Annotated in this window: 18 protein-coding genes; all 18 read left to right on the forward strand. The window is 69.2% G+C overall.

The window, feature by feature from the left end:
• Nucleotides 1–162: 162 nt before the first annotated feature.
• The 18 genes from NK718_RS00110 to NK718_RS00195 all read left to right on the forward strand — a co-directional run bounded on the left by NK718_RS00110 (nucleotide 163) and on the right by NK718_RS00195 (nucleotide 16,696).
• Complete coding sequence (locus tag NK718_RS00110) at nucleotides 163–1,068, forward strand: protein-methionine-sulfoxide reductase heme-binding subunit MsrQ (protein ID WP_254737277.1); 906 nt, start codon at nucleotides 163–165, stop codon at nucleotides 1,066–1,068.
• Between the two features lie 50 nt (nucleotides 1,069–1,118).
• Nucleotides 1,119–1,478 carry a hypothetical protein gene (locus tag NK718_RS00115; protein WP_254737279.1) on the forward strand — a complete coding sequence of 120 codons (360 nt, stop codon included), beginning with the start codon at nucleotides 1,119–1,121 and terminating at the stop codon, nucleotides 1,476–1,478.
• A 77-nt stretch (nucleotides 1,479–1,555) separates the two neighbouring features.
• Entirely contained in the window at nucleotides 1,556–2,389 is an 834-nt protein-coding gene (locus NK718_RS00120) for a DUF4198 domain-containing protein (protein ID WP_254737281.1), read from the forward strand.
• 9 nt (nucleotides 2,390–2,398) lie between these two features.
• Nucleotides 2,399–3,016, forward strand: coding sequence for a DUF6162 family protein (locus NK718_RS00125; RefSeq protein WP_254737283.1), 618 nt, complete (start codon nucleotides 2,399–2,401; stop codon nucleotides 3,014–3,016).
• Nucleotide 3,017: 1 nt separating this feature from the next.
• Nucleotides 3,018–3,941, forward strand: a complete 924-nt coding sequence (locus tag NK718_RS00130) for a metal ABC transporter solute-binding protein, Zn/Mn family (RefSeq protein ID WP_254737285.1) — start codon at nucleotides 3,018–3,020, stop codon at nucleotides 3,939–3,941.
• Nucleotides 3,938–4,624: a metal ABC transporter ATP-binding protein gene (locus NK718_RS00135; RefSeq protein WP_254737287.1), complete on the forward strand. Its 687-nt coding sequence runs from the start codon at nucleotides 3,938–3,940 to the stop codon at nucleotides 4,622–4,624. The genes NK718_RS00130 and NK718_RS00135 overlap by 4 nt, the downstream gene beginning before the upstream one ends.
• Nucleotides 4,621–5,529, forward strand: coding sequence for a metal ABC transporter permease (locus NK718_RS00140; RefSeq protein ID WP_254737289.1), 909 nt, complete (start codon nucleotides 4,621–4,623; stop codon nucleotides 5,527–5,529). Before NK718_RS00135 ends, NK718_RS00140 begins: the two co-directional genes overlap by 4 nt.
• Nucleotides 5,526–6,461 (forward strand): metal ABC transporter substrate-binding protein, encoded by a 936-nt coding sequence (locus tag NK718_RS00145; protein WP_254737291.1) that lies wholly within the window; start codon nucleotides 5,526–5,528, stop codon nucleotides 6,459–6,461. The genes NK718_RS00140 and NK718_RS00145 overlap by 4 nt, the downstream gene beginning before the upstream one ends.
• A gap of 115 nt (nucleotides 6,462–6,576) precedes the next feature.
• The gene (locus tag NK718_RS00150) at nucleotides 6,577–7,155 is read left to right on the forward strand and encodes a DUF6305 family protein (RefSeq protein WP_254737293.1); all 579 of its coding nucleotides are present in this window, start codon (nucleotides 6,577–6,579) and stop codon (nucleotides 7,153–7,155) included.
• Nucleotides 7,156–7,179: 24 nt separating this feature from the next.
• Nucleotides 7,180–8,358, forward strand: coding sequence for a poly-gamma-glutamate synthase PgsB (gene pgsB / locus NK718_RS00155; protein WP_254737295.1), 1,179 nt, complete (start codon nucleotides 7,180–7,182; stop codon nucleotides 8,356–8,358).
• Nucleotides 8,352–8,786, forward strand: a complete 435-nt coding sequence (gene pgsC / locus NK718_RS00160; protein ID WP_254737297.1) for a poly-gamma-glutamate biosynthesis protein PgsC — start codon at nucleotides 8,352–8,354, stop codon at nucleotides 8,784–8,786. The genes pgsB and pgsC overlap by 7 nt, the downstream gene beginning before the upstream one ends.
• Nucleotides 8,783–9,850, forward strand: coding sequence for a poly-gamma-glutamate system protein (pgsW, locus tag NK718_RS00165; protein ID WP_254737299.1), 1,068 nt, complete (start codon nucleotides 8,783–8,785; stop codon nucleotides 9,848–9,850). The genes pgsC and pgsW overlap by 4 nt, the downstream gene beginning before the upstream one ends.
• Nucleotides 9,847–11,124, forward strand: coding sequence for a hypothetical protein (locus tag NK718_RS00170; RefSeq protein ID WP_254737301.1), 1,278 nt, complete (start codon nucleotides 9,847–9,849; stop codon nucleotides 11,122–11,124). The genes pgsW and NK718_RS00170 overlap by 4 nt, the downstream gene beginning before the upstream one ends.
• A gap of 226 nt (nucleotides 11,125–11,350) precedes the next feature.
• Nucleotides 11,351–13,558, forward strand: a complete 2,208-nt coding sequence (locus tag NK718_RS00175; protein WP_254737303.1) for a DUF6351 family protein — start codon at nucleotides 11,351–11,353, stop codon at nucleotides 13,556–13,558.
• A 65-nt stretch (nucleotides 13,559–13,623) separates the two neighbouring features.
• On the forward strand, nucleotides 13,624–14,166 hold the full coding sequence (locus NK718_RS00180; protein WP_254737305.1) for a cytochrome c: 543 nt from the start codon (nucleotides 13,624–13,626) through the stop codon (nucleotides 14,164–14,166).
• Between the two features lie 167 nt (nucleotides 14,167–14,333).
• Entirely contained in the window at nucleotides 14,334–15,275 is a 942-nt protein-coding gene (locus NK718_RS00185) for a hypothetical protein (protein WP_254737307.1), read from the forward strand.
• A 75-nt stretch (nucleotides 15,276–15,350) separates the two neighbouring features.
• Nucleotides 15,351–15,785, forward strand: coding sequence for a DUF6152 family protein (locus NK718_RS00190; protein ID WP_254737309.1), 435 nt, complete (start codon nucleotides 15,351–15,353; stop codon nucleotides 15,783–15,785).
• Between the two features lie 44 nt (nucleotides 15,786–15,829).
• Complete coding sequence (locus NK718_RS00195) at nucleotides 15,830–16,696, forward strand: hypothetical protein (protein ID WP_254737311.1); 867 nt, start codon at nucleotides 15,830–15,832, stop codon at nucleotides 16,694–16,696.
• The last annotated feature ends 59 nt before the right edge of the window (nucleotides 16,697–16,755 follow it).

Raw genomic sequence — 16,755 nt, forward strand, 5'->3', positions numbered from 1 at the left:
TCCCTGTCGGTCCGCGCGTCTTGGCGACGTCGGCGCGGCTTTCGCGCAGAATGCCCGCCAAGATTGGGCTTGTCGACGGTCCATCTTCTGTTGTGCGAACCGTACGGCTTGATACCATCGGTTCCGAACCCGGAGCGAACCGGGACCGGCAGGGAGGTGAAGATGCGTGCTCCATGGCGCGACCGTCGCGGCCGCGTGTCGTGGGTCAAGGCGGCGGCGCTGGCCGTGGTCTGCGTGCCGGGCCTGTCGATGGTCCACGACTGGACGTCGGGCGGGTTCGGGCCGCTGCCGTTCATCGGTCTCGTCTACTGGTCCGGCGTCTGGGCGGTGGGGCTCATCCTGCTCACGCTCGCCGTCACGCCGGCCCGCGCTCTCTTTCGCGCCCCGTGGCTGATTGACGCACGCCGCATCTTCGGCGTGGCGACGCTGGTCTACACGCTCGTCCACGTGGCGGCCTTCGCAGGCCTCTACAAATGGGACTGGCCCGCCGTGCTGCGGCAGACCTTCACCCGGCCGTCGCTGCTGGTGGCCACCGCCTCGCTGATCGGGCTGATCGCCTTGGGGGCCACCTCGTCGGACGCCGCGGTCCAGCGGCTCGGCGGGCGGGCCTGGAACCGGCTCCACCGCGCCAACTATGCCGTCAGCATCCTCGCCCTCGCGCATTTTCTGCTGTCCCCAGGCATTTTCGGCCTTCAATACAGCCTCACCGGACTGCTGTTCTGGCTTCTCGCCTGGCGAGTGCTGGACCGGCGGGCGGGCGCGCGGACGCCGCTCGCCTTGGCGGGCCTGACGGTCGCCGCGACCCTGTTCGTGGTGGCGCTGGAGATCGCCTGGCTGCTTGTCTGGCAGGACCAGCCGCCCGGCGAGACGATCGAGACCATCTTCTCGCTCGAGGATGAGGTGGCCCCTCCGTGGGTGGTGCTGGCGAGCGGGCTGGCGGTCATGGTCCTCGCGGCGGCCTGGGCGGCGGGCTCGAAAAGGCTCGCGGCAGGCGAGCCCGGCGTGTCGGGAAAAGCGGCTTTGCGCATTTTACCGGGAAAACGCTCTTTCCTCCGGCGCGAACCGTGATCTAGGATTGAAACACAAGAACAAACGGCGCGGGCCGGCAAGGAACAGGGATGGTTGAAGCGCTCACCCGAGGGCGTCCGACGGGCGTCCGAGGCATCGCGATCTCGTGCGCGATCGCCGCTGGCTGGTTGCTCGCCCAGACGGGCGGCGCGGCGGCCCATTCTCCGCTTCTGAGCTGCTTCGACAACGACGACGGCACCGTGACGTGCGAGGCCGGCTACAGCGACGGCGCGTCCTCCGCGGGCCAGACAGTGCGCGTGCGCGAGGCTAGCAACCGGCTGATTCTGGAGTCCGTGTTCGGAAGCGACGGCACGTTCAGCTTCAAGAAGCCCGAGGTAAGCTTCGTGGTGGAGTTCATCGGGGATTCCTCGCACTTCGTGTCGTTCGACGGCGAGGATCTGGCCAAATGAACCGGCGGCGCTCGCCGGCGGGAACGAAAAGCTGACCCGCGCGACGGGCGGGACGCGGCAGGGAGGACAGGGCGACGATGACGGGGCGGGGGAGATTTGCGTTCGTCGTGGCGGCGCTGCTGGCCGCCGGTGGGCCGGCTTCGGCCCACTTCCTGCTGCTCTACCCGGGCGACGCGGCGCGCATGCCGGGCGGAGCGATCGAGCTGCTGATCGCCTTCGCCCATCCGTTTCCCGGCGCGCCCATGATGGAGCTGGAGAAGCCGCCCGGCTTCTACGTGGTGCGCCAGCGCGGGGCCGAAGCGAAGCCCGAAAAGATCGACCTGACCCGCTTCCTGCAGCGGATCGACTTCATGGGCACGGACGAAAAGTCCGCCGCGGCCTACAGGGCGGCGCTGCCCCGGCAGGAGTTCCGCTCCACGGGCGACTACGTCTTCGTCGTCGAGCCGGCGCCGTTCTACGAGGCGACGGAGGACAAGTACATCCAGCAGTTCACCAAGACGGTGGTCAATATCGGTGGCGTGCCCGGCAACTGGGACCAGGACGTCCATTTGCCGGCCGAGATCAGGCCGCTCGCCAAGCCCTATGCCAACTGGACCGGCGGCGTGTTCAGCGGCGTCGTGCTGTCCGACGGCAAGCCCGCGCCGTTCGCCGAGATCGAGGTGCAGTACATGAACCGCGATCCGGACCTCGCGGCCGCACGGTGGCAGGGCGAGCCGAAGGTGAAGCTGCCGCATCCGGCGTTCGAGACCGTGAGCCTGCGCTCGGACGCGGCCGGCGTGTTCACCATCGGCCTGCCGAAGGCGGGCTGGTGGGGCATCGCGGCGCTGGCGGTCGGGCCGGAGACCACGTTCCAGGGCAAGCGGCTTTCCCAGGACGCGGTGCTCTGGGTGCAGGCCCGGGACATGAAATAGGTGGCGCGGATGGCGACGATCCCGGCAGTCAACGCGCGCACGCTCGACAGGCGCGAGACGCTGTTCGTGGCGCTCGCGCTGGCCGTGGCCATGCTGGGGACGGGCGGCTTCGCCCTGCTGCGCGCGACGGGCGGTCCCCGTCCGCCCGAGTTGCTCGATTGGCAGGTGAGCGCGTTCCGCGACCTCGGGCCGGACGACCAGGCGATCCATTCCTCGCTGTCCGTCGCCGCCGAGGAGATCGGTGGGCTCAACTTCGATTTCGGCGACTGGCCGAAGCCGGAGGAACTGGACAAGCTGCTGATCCCGCCTTTCTACAAGGACGATTTCTGGGAGCAGCATGGCCGCGTACAGTGGCGGCAGCTCAACGCCGCCGACTTCAACCGGGGCGGCGACACGTCCTATCTCGGCGTCGGGGGATCGGCGCCCGGCCAGTCGGCCTACCTGCTGATCTTCCGCCATCGCCATATCGGCTCGGCCTACACCAACCAGACGGAAATCTGGGTGCACCGGGACGTCAATGTCGGGGAGCCGGACGGCTACCGCGCCGAGGCCCTCGCCAAGGCCGGCTGGCGGCAGGTCGTGGCCTATCGGGGCGCCGACGAGGCCGAACATCAGAAAGGACATTGAGGTGGCGACGACCGTCCTTTCAAGACGCATGGCTCTCGGCGGCCTCGCCTCGGCCGCGGCGCTCGCGGCCGCCGGGGCGCGGGCGCAGGCCAAGCGCCTGCGCATCGGCGTGACGCTGCACCCCTATTACAGCTTCGTCGCCAACGTGGTCGGCGACGGCGCCGAGATCGTGCCGATCGTGCCCGCCGAGGCGAACCCGCACGGCTACCAGCCGCAGCCGGAGGACATCAAGCGGGCCATGACCCTCGACGTGCTCGTCGTGAACGGCATCGGCCACGACGAGTGGGTGTTCAAGATCATCGAGGCGGCCGGTCGCAAGGACAATCTGCCGCTGATCTGGGCCAACGCCTCGGTCGCGCTGATCCCGATCGGCGGCGACAACGGGGCCGAGAAGGTGGTGAACCCGCACACCTTCATCGCCACCACCGCGGCCATCCAGCAGGTCTACGAGATCGCCCGCCGGCTCGGCGAGATCGACCCGCCCTCCGCGGCGCGCTATCGCGCCTCGGCGCGCGACTACGCCAACCGCTTGCGCAAGCTGCGGGCCGACTTCATGCAGCGCATGCCGGCGCACGCCAAGGCGGATTTCCGCTGCGCCACGATGCACGCCGGCTACGACTATCTGTTCCAGGAACTCGGGTTGAAGATCACCGCCGTCGTTGAGCCGAGGCACGGCGTCAACCCGACCGCGCGCCAGTTCGCCCAGACGCTCGCGGACATCCGCGCCGCCAACATCAACATCCTCTTCGCCGAAAAATACTTCGGCGAAAGCAGCCTCGCCGAGACGGTCCAGCGCGAGACCGGCGTCAAGGTGTTCACGCTGTCCCACATCACCGACGGGCCGTTCACGCCGGAGAAATTCGAGGTCGAGATGGCGGAGAACCTGGCGACGATCGAGCGCGCCATGCAGGCGGTGGGCCCATGACGAAGGGACCGCATGTCAGCATCCGAAACCTCAGCGTCCGGCTCGGCGGCGTGCAGGTGCTCGCGGGGATCGACCTCGACGCCGCGCCGGGGCGCGTCCACTGCGTCGTCGGGCCGAACGGCGGCGGCAAGACGACGCTGCTGCGCGCGCTACTCGGCCAGATGCCCTATGACGGCGAGATCGCCTTCGAGGGAGAGCCGGGCTTCGTCACCGGCTACGCCCCGCAGTCGCTGGACCTCGACCGCTCGCTGCCGCTGACGGTGAACGACCTGATGGCGCTGATGGGGCAGCGCCGGCCGGCATTCCTCGGCCGCGCCCGGGCGACGGCGCAGGTGCAGGACGCGGCGCTCGGCCGGCTCGGGCTGGCTGGCAAGGGCGAGCGTCTGTTCGGCGTTCTCTCCGGCGGGGAGCGCCAGCGCATGCTGTTCGCGCAGGCGCTCGCGCCCATGCCCGACCTGCTGGTGATGGACGAGCCGACCTCCAACATGGACGAGGCCGGGGCGCGGCTGGTCGAATCCATCGTGCGGGACCTGCGCGCGCAGGGCTCGACGATCCTGTGGGTCAACCACGACTGGGAGCAGGTGCGCCGGGTCGCCGACGACGTCACGCTGCTGCGCGGGCGCGTCGCGGCGCGCGGCGCGCCGGCGCAGGTGCTGGAACGTGTGGCGGGAGAGCCGGCATGAGCCCTGTCTACGACGCGCTGCGCGCCCTCATGGAATGGCTCGCCGGCCACGGCGCGCTGCCCAACGCCTTTTTCCTGCAATTCGTCGCCAACGCCGTCATGGCCTCGCTGCTGATCGGCCCGCTGCTCGGCGTGCTCGGCACGATGGTGGTGGTGAAGCGGATGGCGTTCTTCAGCCAGGCCATCGGCAACGCGGCCCTCACTGGGGTGAGCATCGGCGTGCTGCTGGGCGAGTCGAACACCTCTCCCTACATCTCGATGTTCGGCTTCTGCCTGATCTTCGGCGTCGTGCTCCGCTACACCCAGCAGCGCACCAGCCTCTCCAGCGACGTGCTGATCGGCGTGTTCCTGTCCATCTCGCTGGCGATCGGCGCGTCGCTCCTGCTGTTCGTGTCGGCGCGCATGAACACGCACGTGCTGGAAAACATCATGTTCGGGTCGATCCTCACCGTGAACTACGGCGACCTCGACCTGCTCGGCGTCGTGTTCTTCATCTGCATGACGCTGGGCGGAACCTTCTACAACCAGATGCTGCTCGGCAGCATCAGCCCCAGCCTGGCCGAGGTCCGCGGAGCGCAAGTGCGCGTGCTGGAGTACGCGTTCGTCGTCCTGATCACCATCGTCACCGTGGCCTGCGTAAAGATCGTCGGAGCGGTGCTGGTGGAGGCGCTGCTGGTGGTGCCGGCCGCGGCGGCGCGCAATGTCAGCCGCTCGCTGCGGGAGTTCGTGGGCTACAGCGTGCTGTTCTCCACCGCGTCCTGCATGCTCGGCATCGTGATGCCGATGCAGTTCAACATCCCGATCCCGTCGGGAGGCGCGATCATCCTCGTCGCCGCGGCGCTGTTCGCCGTGACGGCGGTGTTGCGCAACGCACTCGGCGGCTTCCGCGTCGCGAGGCCGGCATGAGACGCGCCGCGCTCCTCCTCGCCGCCGCTCTCGGCTTCGCCGCGCCGGCCCGCGCCGGTGACAGCGTGTTGGCGGCGCAGCGGCCGACCTTCGCCATCGCGACGGCGCTGGCGAAGGGAACCGGCCTCGACATCCAGGCCGCGCCGCCGGCCCTGCCGGGCATGGCGCGCCTGCCGCGCGCGCTGGCCCGCCCCGACCCGGCGCTGGACAAGCTGATGGCCGGCGCGACGGCCACCGTCGGCATCGAGAGCGTGTGGCCCGAAGACCCGCTGTTCCGCGAGGCGCGGGCGCGCAACATCAAGGTGGTGCGGATCGACGCCGCGCGGTCGCTCGACAAGGCGGGCACGAGCGTCGCGCTGATTGGCCAGCCGGCCAGCGACGTGCCCTGGCGCAAGGCGGAACGCGGCGGCGGCTCGTCTCCCTATGTGTGGCTCAGCACCGCCAACGCCATCCGCATGGCGGCCATCGTGGCGGCGGACCTGAAGCGGCTGGCCCCGGCCGACGCCGCCACCGTCGACGCCAACCTCGCCGCGTTCACCGGCGACATGCAAGCCCTGCGCGCCGCCACCGAGACGCGGCTGGGGGGAGCGCCCGACCCGCGCGTGTTCGCGCTCACCGACCGCTTCGTCTACCTCACCAACGAACTCGGCATCGACGTCGAGGGCTATTTCCTCGAGGAAGACGTGCGCTGGACGCCGTCCGATCTCGAGCGCTTCACCCAGTTCCTGAAGGACCGGCAGGTCCGCGTCGTCATCCACCACTGGCAGCCGGCCGAGCCGATCCGCCGCGCCGTGGCGGAAGGCGGGGCGCGGCTGGTCGTCCTCGACGACGGCGACGCCGGCGCGCAGGCGTCGCGTCCGGCCGACCCGAACGCCTGGCGCGACGCCCTGCGCGCCGATCTCGACGCGCTGGCCGGCGCGCTGCTGGAATGAGGTGGAACGATGCCTGAACCCTGAGAAGAACGCGCCACGGGACCTGAATTCCAGTGGACTTCTGTAGAATCCGATGACACTCTTTAAAAAAAGATCAGACAGGGAGGAATGCGCCATGATTAAATGGAGCGTCGCGCGTCTTTTCACCTTGACGGCCCTGGCGGCTGTCGTTTCGTTCCTCGTGTCGCCGCCGCGTGAGGCGTTCAGCCAGACGAAGGCCTCGCCTCCGGCCGTGGTGACGTCGCTGGGCCAGAGCCTGGACGCGTTCCAGGTGCAGCTCGCCGTCAAGCGCAGCGGCATCCCCTACAAGTACGACGCGCACATCGAAGCCAACCAGCTCGGCGACGCCAAGACGCTGATCCTGGCCGTCGGCGCCAGCCTCAAGGGCTTCGGGGACGCGGGGATCAGCATCAACGACGAGCTGGCGCGCACCAGCCACCTGCTCGACGCGGCCAAGAGCAAGGGCATGACCATCGTCGTCGTGCATATCGGCGGCGAGGAACGGCGCGACGCGCTCTCCAACCAGCTGATCGAACTGGCCGCGCCGCGCGCGCAATATCTCATCATCCGCAACGACAGCGACGCGGACGGGATCTTCACCAAGATCGCCAAGGCCGGCAACATCCCCGTCGTCGTGGTGGAGAACGCCGCCGGCCTCAAGGCCCCCCTCGAGAAACTGTTCGCCGGGAGCTGAGCCGCCGCGACACGGAGCCGGCCCATGCCCGCCTTCCTCCTGGAGCCCGTGTGGGGCGAGCCGGTCGCCTCCGCGCGCCTGCTCGCCATCGCCGGCGCGGCGCTGGCGCTGGCCGTGGCGTGGCTGTGGACGCGGGCACGCGCGTTGCGGCTGGCGCGGGAGCGGATTGCCGTCCGCATCCACGTCGCCGGCACGCGCGGAAAGTCGACCACGACGCGGCTGGTCGCCGCCGGGTTGCGCGGGAGCGGCCTCGCTGTGATCGGCAAGACGACGGGCTCCGAGCCGCGCCTGATCCGCGCCGACGGTTCAGAGGAGGCGATCCGCCGCCTCGGTCCGCCCTCGATCCGCGAACAGGCGTGGGTGCTGCGCCGGGCGGCGCGGGAGGGCGCGGATGCGGTCGTGCTGGAGTGCATGGCGATCCAGCCCGAAACGCTGTGGGCGTCCGAAACGCTGCTGGTCGGCGCGACGACGCTGGTCGTCACCAACGCGCGGCCGGACCATTTCGAGGAAATCGGCGAGGACGAGGAGGCGATGGCGCGCTCGCTGGCCTGGCTCGTGCCGTCGGGCGGGGTCGTGGTCGCGACGCGCGAGGCGGCGACGCCCGCCTTCGTGGCGGCGGTGGAGGCGCGCGGGGCCGTCCTCGTCCCCGTCGACACGGACGGACTGCCGCCCGACGCCGCCAATCGCCGCCTGGCGCTCGCCGTGTGCGCGCGGCACGGCGTGTCGGAAGAGACGGCGCTGGCCGGGATGGCGGACGCGACGCCGGACCCCGGCCACTTCACCGAGCGCGAGGTGTCGGTCGGCGGCAAAACGGTGCGCTTCGCCAACGCGTTCGCCTGCAACGACGTCGAGTCGCTCGACCTGTTGTGGCGGGAGCGGGCGGGAGAGGGGCGGCCCGTCGTGTTATTGAACGCGCGCGCCGACCGGCCGGTGCGGACGCGCCACTTCCTCGATTTTCTGGCGCGGCAGACGCCCGAGCCCATCGTGCTGCTGGCCGGCGACGGGCTGGCGGCGGCGCTGGCGCGGCGCGCCGGCTTCGGGCCGGGGGCGTTGCGGCGGCTGAGGACGCGCCGCGCGTCCGAGGCGCTGGCGGAGGCGGTCGCGGCGGCGTCGCCCGGCGGCGTCGTGTGGGGCGTCGGCAACTACCACGGCCTCGGGCGGCAGCTCACGGTCGCTCTGGCGGAGGCGGGCAAGCCGTGCTGACAGCCACCCTTGTCATCGGCGTCCTCGCCAGCCTGCTCATCACCGAGATCACCGGTCTCACGGCCGGCGGGATCATCGTGCCGGGCTACGTGGCGCTGATGCTGGAACGGCCCTCGGCGCTGCTCGGCTTCCTCGTCGTCAGCCTCGCCAGTTATGGCCTCGTGGCATTGCTGCGGATGCGGTTGATGCTGTTCGGCTCCCGCCGCTTCGCGGTGACGGTGCTGGCGGGCCTGTTCCTCAGTCTCGTCGCGGAATGGCTCACCGGGGTGGTCGGCCCGGGGCCGGTGGAGTGGGCCGGGCTCGGCTACGTGGTGCCCGGGCTGCTGGCGCACCAGTTCGACCGACAGGGCGTGCTGCCCACGCTCGCGGCGCTCGCCGTCGCCGCGCCGGCGACGCGCATCGTCGCGGTGCTGGCGGTGCGGCTGTGAGCCGGGCGCTCGCCTCCGCTCCGCCGCGCGTCGCGGGCCGCTGGCCGGCCGCGGCGCTGGCGCTGGCGGCGCTGGCGAGCGTCCTGGTCTGGCAGGCGGTGGAGCGGCTGGGCGCGACGCGCCTGCACCCGCGCGCCTACGAGATGCTGGCGGCGGCCCAGACCCTGCAGGCTGCCAGCCGGATCATCGCCGCCGAGAAGACGGCGCGCGGGCTGATGCAGCCCGAGTCCGTCGATCCGAACCGTACCGGGCTGATCGGCCCGGAATACACGCCGATCACGACGACGGTCGGCGAGTTGCCCGCCAAACGCAGCGTCGCCAACCCCGATTTCGCCGCCGCCCTTGTGCGCCTGATCGACAGCGTGGGCCTGCCACGCGGCGCGCCGGTGGTGGTGATCCTCTCCGGCTCCTTCGTTGGCGCGGATATCGCCGCCGTCGCGGCGGTGGAGGCGCTGGGGCTGCGGCCCGTGCTCGTGGTGTCGCTCAGCGCGTCGATGTTCGGGGCGACGGACCCCGACTTCAACATCCTCGACATGCTCGGCCTTCTGCGCCGGCGCGGCGTGCTGCAGACCCGCCCCGAACTCGCCGTGCTGGGGGGCGAGATGGGCGTCGCGTCCGGCATGGAGCCCGAGGCCGTGGCGCTGCTGCGCCTCTCCGCCTTCCGCGAGGGCGCGAAGCTGGTCTCCGAGCCGACGCTCGCGGGGCTCGTCGACCGCCTGGTCGAGCAGACGCAGGCCGCCCTCGGCCCGGGCGTCAGGCCCGGCCTCGTCATCAATGTCGGCGGGGCCCTCGTGGCGCTGGGGAACTGCCCGCAATCCTACGAGATGCCGCCCGGCCTGTCGCGCCGCCCGCTCGCCTGCGGGCAGGGCACGCCGGGCCTCGCGCTCCGCCTCGCCGGAGACGGCCGTGCGCCGATCCTGCACGTCATCAACATCCGGCGAATGGCGCTGGAGTTGGGCCTGCCGTTCGATCCGGTCCCGCTGCCGCGGCCCGGGCTCAATCCCGCCGTCTACGGAACGACGGCCACGACCAACGAGAAAATTCGACAGGGGGACATGAAGTGACGCTTGGATTGCACCCGGGCATCCTGCTCGTGCTGGCCATCGCGATATTCTTCGCGACGCATGTGTGGATGCGCTGGCCTTTGCCGCTGGCCTTCATCGCCGTCGCGGTCGCCACCGCGCTCCTCGGCGACTACGGCGTGCCCTTCCGCCATCTGGTGGAGGGCGGCTTCGGCTTCATCAACCTCGTCCTCGCGCTCTTCGCGGGCGCGTTCTTCGGCCATATGATGCGCAGCTCCGGCGCGTCCGAGGCGGCCGCGGCCGGCCTCGTGAGCCTGGGCAGGGGCCGCGCCGTGCCGATCCTGCTGATGGCCGGAGTGCCCCTGTTCGCCGTCGGCATGTTCGTCGGGCTGGCGGGCGTGGCCGTGCTGTCGGCCGGCGTGTTCGCGGTTCCGGCGCTGCGGCGGATCGGCTTCGACGATGCGACCACCGCCGCGTTCATCGCGGTGATGGCGACCGCCGGCATGATCGCTCCCCCGATGAACGTGCCGGCCATGCTGATCGCCGATGGCACCAACATGCCGTGGACCAACGTGTCCGGCGCGCTGCTGGCGCTGTCGCTGCCGATGGCCATCTCCGGCGTACTGTGGTTCGCCTCTCGCCGGCGCAAATTCGAGCCCGCTCCCCATGACGGGGCGGCGACGGACTGGGCCGCGATGCTGCGCGGCATGGCGCCCCTGCTCGTCATCGTCGCGGCGTGGGTGGGCGTGCGCCTGCTCGGGAACAGGGTCATCGACCCGTCGAGCCCGCTCATTCTGATCCTCGGGGGGCTCGTCGCGCTGCCGGCGCTGCCGAAGGGCGAGCTGCGCCGCGTCACCGCCGCCACCTTCACCGGCACGCCGCTGCTGCTGGCCGCGGTGCTGGTCTCGGTCGGCGTGCTGGTGCAGATCATGACGCTGACGGGCGTGCGCGGATGGATCGTCATCAGCACCATGTCGCTGCCGACGCCGTGGAACTATCCGAGCCTGCTCGTCGGAATGCCTCTGGTGGGCGGCGCGCTCACGTCGATGGTGACGAGCGACGTCGTCGGCGTGCCGGCCGCGTTCTCCTTCATCAAGCAGGACATGATCCTCAACGTGGCGGCGTTCTCGGCGATCTCGGCGATCGCGGAGTTCGTCGCGCCAACCTCCATCGCGGCGGCCTTGTCCTGCTACGTGGTGGACGGGGGGACGGTGGGGCAGGTGTTCCGCCGCGCCTGGGTGCCGCTGGCCGTGCTCGCGGCGTGCGCGATCCTGATGCTGGTCTTCGCCTCGCGGCTCACCGGGATCCTGACGTGATCGGCGGAAGGAACGGAGTATTCCCTTCGAACGGAAGTCGATGACGTAGGGACCGCGAAGCACGTGGCCCGAGATCGCTGGGCAGAGAAGGGGGGCATCTGATCGGGATGACGATGGGGTCTTTCGCTGTTCTGAGGCGAGAAAGACGATTGCAAAATCAGATGGGATTGGTTCTACTTCTGGCCAAGTCGCTCGACTGAGGCGGCACACTGACAGGGAGGATAAGATGCGCACTGGACGTATCCAGTTCGCGGCCACGGTCGCATTCGCGCTCGCGACGTTGGGCGCGCAGGTCGCACTAGCCCAAACGAAACTGAAAATTGACGTGCTCTCCTCTCGTCCCGAGCTGGTGACGGGTGGAGACGCGCTCGTACGCGTCACCGGAGGCGATGCGGCGCCGAGCGTCGCCGTCGACGGGCGCGACGTCTCCGCCTCGTTCAAGGCCGATCCGAAGGGCGGCTGGGTCGGCCTCGTCACCGGCCTCAAGGACGGCGACAACAAGCTGACCGTGAAGGGAGCGGGTGGCGAGCAGGCGCTGACGCTGACCAACTATAAGGTCAACGGCCCGCTCTTCGCGGGCCCGCAGCAGGAACCCTTCGTGTGCGAGAACGAGACCTTCGGGCTCGACCCCGCGACGGACGCGAGCTGCGCGGCCCCGGCCAAGGTGTCGTACTACTACCGCAACAAGGGCGGCGAGTGGAAACCGTTCGATCCGAACGGCCAGCGCCCGTCGGACATCGGCACGACCAAGACCACCGAGGGCAAGGAAGTCCCGCTCATCGTCCGCCAGGAGAAGGGCGTCATCAACCGCTCCGCCTATCTCATCAACATCCTGCACGACCCGGCGGCCGGCGCGCCGCCCGCGCCCGGCGCGGCATCGACCGCCTCCGGCTGGAACGGCAAGCTCGTCTACAGCTTCGGCGGCGGCGTGCAGGCCAATTACCACATGGGCCGCAGCCTCGGCATGATGACCGGGACGGACAACAAGTACTTCATCGAGGACCTGGGCGGCGGCCTCTACGACTACTTCGTGACGCGCGGCTACGCGGTGGCGACCGGCTCGCTCAACGTCATGGGCACCAACAACGACGACGTGAAGTCGGCCGAGACGATGGCCAAGGTCAAGGAGCATTTCGTCGAGGAGTTCGGCGCGCCGGCCTTCACCATTGGTCACGGTGCGTCCGGCGGCTCGATGCAGCAGCACCTGATCGCCAACAACTATCCCGGGCTGTTGGACGGCATCATGCCGGCCCGCAACTACCCCGACACGATCAGCTTCCTGCAGCCGCTCTACGACTGCGAATTGCTGCAGAACGTCTTCAAGTCCTCGTCGCAGAAATACTCGCGCGAGCAGATGGACGCCATCTCCGGCAAGTACTGGGGCTATTGCGTGAGCAACGGAACGCGCTATCCCAACGCCCGCGCCGAAAACTGCGACGCGTCGGTGAAGGACGTCATCGCCAACGATCCCAAGGTCAAGGCGCTCGGCGTGCGCTGCACGTACCAGGACAACCTCGTCAACGTGTTCGGCAAGGATCCGAAGACCGGCTTTGCGCGCAATCCGTTCGACAATGTCGGCGTGCAGTACGGGCTGGTTGCGCTGAACGAGGGGAAGATCACGTTCGACCAGTTCCTCGACGTCAACCAGCGCGTCGGCGGTCTCGACATCAACGGCAAGGTGCAGCCGCAGCGCATGGTGGGCGACACGGAGGCGCTGCGCCGCGCCTACGAGACAGGCCGCATCACCGGCACCGGGGCGCTCGCCAACGTGCCGATGGTCGACATCCGCTCCTACGTGGACGGCGATCCGCTCGGACTCGGCGACCCGAACGTCGACGTGCATGACGGCTACCACAGCGCCGTGATGCGGGCCCGGCTGCAGAAATATCTCGGCTCGGCCGCCAACCACGTCATGCTGACCGCCGCGAGCCTCGGCCGCGTGCAGCTCGACACCCGCACCGGCGGCTCGCCGCTGATCACGGTGTCCGGAGACGGCCTCGCAGCCATCGACAAGTGGCTGACGGCGGTGGCCAACGACAAGTCGGACCAGCCGCTCGCCAAGAAGGTCGCGGCCCACCGCCCGGCCGATCTCGTCGACGCCTGCTTCCCCACCAAGCAGGGGGCGCTGGTCGGCGCCATCGAGAAGATCACCGACATGGAGAAGTGCAAGACGCTGTTCAAGTTCTCCGGCGACGCCCGCCTCGCGGCCGGCGCCCCGGCCACCGACGACGTCTTCAAGTGCCAGCTCAAGCCGGTCGACGCCAAGGATTACAAGACGGCGCCGAACGAGGAGCAGCTCGCGCAGCTTCGCAAGACCTTCCCGGACGGCGTCTGCGACTACACCAAGCCCGGCGTGGCGCAGGTGAAGACGGGCGGCACCTGGGCGTTCTTCACCGGTGACGGACAGTACAAGTTCCTGGACAAGACGCCCTGAGCCGGCATGCCGAGACCGACGCGCGGGCCCTCGCGGCCCGCGCGCCCCAACTCCGGAGTGGAGCCATGGGATCGAAGACAACTCGAGGCGAAACGAGAGGGAAGACGGCGCGCGCCCTGGCGCTGGCGGGCCTGACGGCTCTCGCCGCCACCGCGGCGCTGGCGCAGTCGGGACCGGCGACGTTGCCGGACGATCGGCGCGACGACGTGATCCAGGCGCGCCAGCTTTTGATGGACGCCATCGAGGAGCAGGTCGCTCCGGTCGACCTCGCGGCGGCCGGCGCGAAGGCCGACCTGCAGGCGGTGAAGGACCGCGCGTATCTCATCAACACGCTGCTCTCCGCGTTCCCGCATTTGTTCCCGCCGGGCACCCGCCCGTCGGACGTGCCTGACGGCGGCGTCACGACCAACGCGACGCCGGCGCTCTGGGACAAATTCGATGCCTTCTACCAGCTGTCGCGCACGGCGGCGTCGGAGGCGCTGGAGGCGAGCCAGGCGGGCGACGCGTCCGCCTTCGCCACCCACGCGACGGCGTTGCGCAAGGCCTGCGACGCCTGCCATGCCGACTACATGGTGATTCAGTCGAACCCCGGGGCGCCGCAGAAATAAGGGCAGGACAGTCAGTAAATTTCCATTGACGCGATGTTGATCTCGCTCTGTAATACAGATCAATGGAACGTGAAGACGGCCCCGCGAGGGGCCGGCGTTCAGACAAGCCCGCTAACGCCCGGCATAGCCGGTCGGACAATCCGGCGGGCCGTGACAGGGAGGATGTGATGAGGGCTGGTAAACGGCTGATGGTGACGGCTGTCGTCTCACTCGGCGCGGGATTGGCCGCGAGCGCGGCCTGGGCGCAGAGCCCCTGCGCGGCATGCGGCCCGCAAGTGGCGATCAAGGATATCCCGAAAGCGCTCGGCGAGGCCGGCACCGCCATGGGCCTGGTGCGCTCCCAGCAATTGCTGATCGGGCAGATCAACATCTACGAAATGCTCGGCAAGGGCACGATGGTGGACCTCGAGGCCCCGTCGCTCGGGCAGCCGATGGAGGTCAGCCGCTACGTCGTCAACGTGCAGCAGCAGCAATGGGCGTCGCGGGTCGACTTCGAGGGACCGCAGACGCCGCGCACCATCCGGGTCGTCAAGGGCGACCGCGCCTGGAACGAGAGCTGGTCCGAGGAGAAGACCAAGCTCGGCAAGTTCAACAAGCTCAAGACCGCCCCGGCCGACGCCGTCGCCAAGCTGCGGCAGCAGATGGTGTGGCTGGAGCCGCACGCCTTCTTCACGCAGGTGGCGTTCGCGGCGGGCAAGAAGTGCCTCGGCGAAGTTCCCAAGGCCTGCACGACCGCCAACTCGGTGTCGGAGGAGGGCGGCAAGACGGTCCTCTCCGTCGAGATCAACGGGCGGACCTACAAGGGCACGCTCGACGCCAAGAAGCGCATCGGCTCTGTCGAGACGACCCTGAGCCTGCCGAGCGGCGAGAAGAAGATCGTCGCGTCCTATACCGGCTGGCGCACCGGCGCGGCCGACACCACCAACGCCAAGGACGTGTCGGCCGAGGGCGACGCCGCGCTCGACAAGTTCCACAACGGCGTCTACTGGCCGGAAAAGATCGTCTACGAGATCGACGGCGCCAAGGTGCTCGACATCACGGTCAGCGGCGGCTGGGGCAACCCGTACACGGTCTATCCCGACCCTGATCTGATCGCCAAAACTCAGTAACGCGGATTCCGGGCGCGCGCCCCCGGGCGCGCCCGCTGGTCTCCCCCCTCATTCAGACTGACGGAGCTGGTTTAGATGAAGAAAATCGCCCTCATGGGTTCGGCGCTCGCGCTCGGGCTTCTCACCGGTTCGGCCACGCAGGCGCATCACGCCGTGCAGGCCCAGTTCGACGTGTCCAAGAACGTCATCATCACGGGCAAGCTGCTCAAGGTGGAGTGGCAGAACCCGCACGCGTGGTTCCACTTCGAGGTGACGAACGCCGACGGGACCACGGACGTGTGGTCGACCGAGACGGTCGGCCCGAACGGCCTGCGCCGCCTCGGCCTCAGCGACCGCCGCCTGTTCCAGATTGGCGAGACCTACAAGGTCGACCTCTGCCCGGACCGTTCCGGCGCCAAGCTCGGCTTCACCAACGCCTTCTGGTTCCCGGACGGCAAGTTCGTGAAGGTCGGCTTCCCGGAAAGCCCGAACGGAGAGATCCCGGCCGACGCGCCGAAGGTCGGAAACTGAGCGGCGAACAACGCCGCCCCATCACAACAGGGAGGAGACAAGGCATGGAAATGCGCGCAAGTCTCGGTTCGATGCTGCTCGCCGGCGCGCTGTGCTCGGTCATGGCGCTTCCGGCCGCTGCTCAGAACCGTCCGAACTTCAATGGCATCTATGGCGGCGCCGGCGTCGCGGACCTGAAGGCCGCCACGTGCGGCGAAAAGGTGGACGGCTTCGCGCAGTCCAACAACGAGCGCTACAAGGCCGGCGCCGTCGGCGGCCTCGCCGAGGGCAACAAGGGCGCGGCCGGCTGGATCACCTTCGAGCAGGATTGCGGCCCGCAGCACCGCGGCCGCGTCAGCAAGCCCATGTACAAGCCCCAGTACTGGGAAACCGTGCGCATGCACGACAACTACGCCAACGCCGGCGGCAAGTACGAGGAATATGCCGATCCGCAGTGGAAGAACTACCCGCTCGGCGTTCCGCGCATCGGGCCGCCGAACCAGATCGTCCAGGTCGGCGACAACATGTTCTTCCTCTACGAGAACCAGAACACGTTCCGCTCCATCCCGACCGACTGCCGCGAGCACGACCCGGTGCTGAAATACGACCAGTCGCCGAACGGCCTCTCGGTGGGGTGCTGGGACGGCGACACGCTGGTCGTCACCACCATGGGCTTCACGGACGTCACCTGGCTCGACTGGCCCGGCTACATCCACAGCAACGAAATGGTGGTGGTGGAGAAGCTGAAGCTAGACGGCGACGCGCTGACCTACGACGTCACGGTGAAGGATCCGGTCTACTTCATGCAGGACTGGCAGTTCGACACCACGAAGCTCGCCCGGAACAAGAATCCGAAGGCGCAGCTGATGCAGGATGTGCCCTACATCGATCGTTCGCTCGGCAAGCTGTCCGATCCGAACTATCGCGGCTGATCCGCGCGGAGCGGCGGGCCGAGAGGTCCGCCGCCGCCGAGCGACCCGCGGGCGGGGCC

The organism is Alsobacter ponti, from assembly GCF_024294805.1.
GTDB classification, from domain to species: Bacteria; Pseudomonadota; Alphaproteobacteria; order Rhizobiales; family Beijerinckiaceae; genus Alsobacter; species Alsobacter ponti.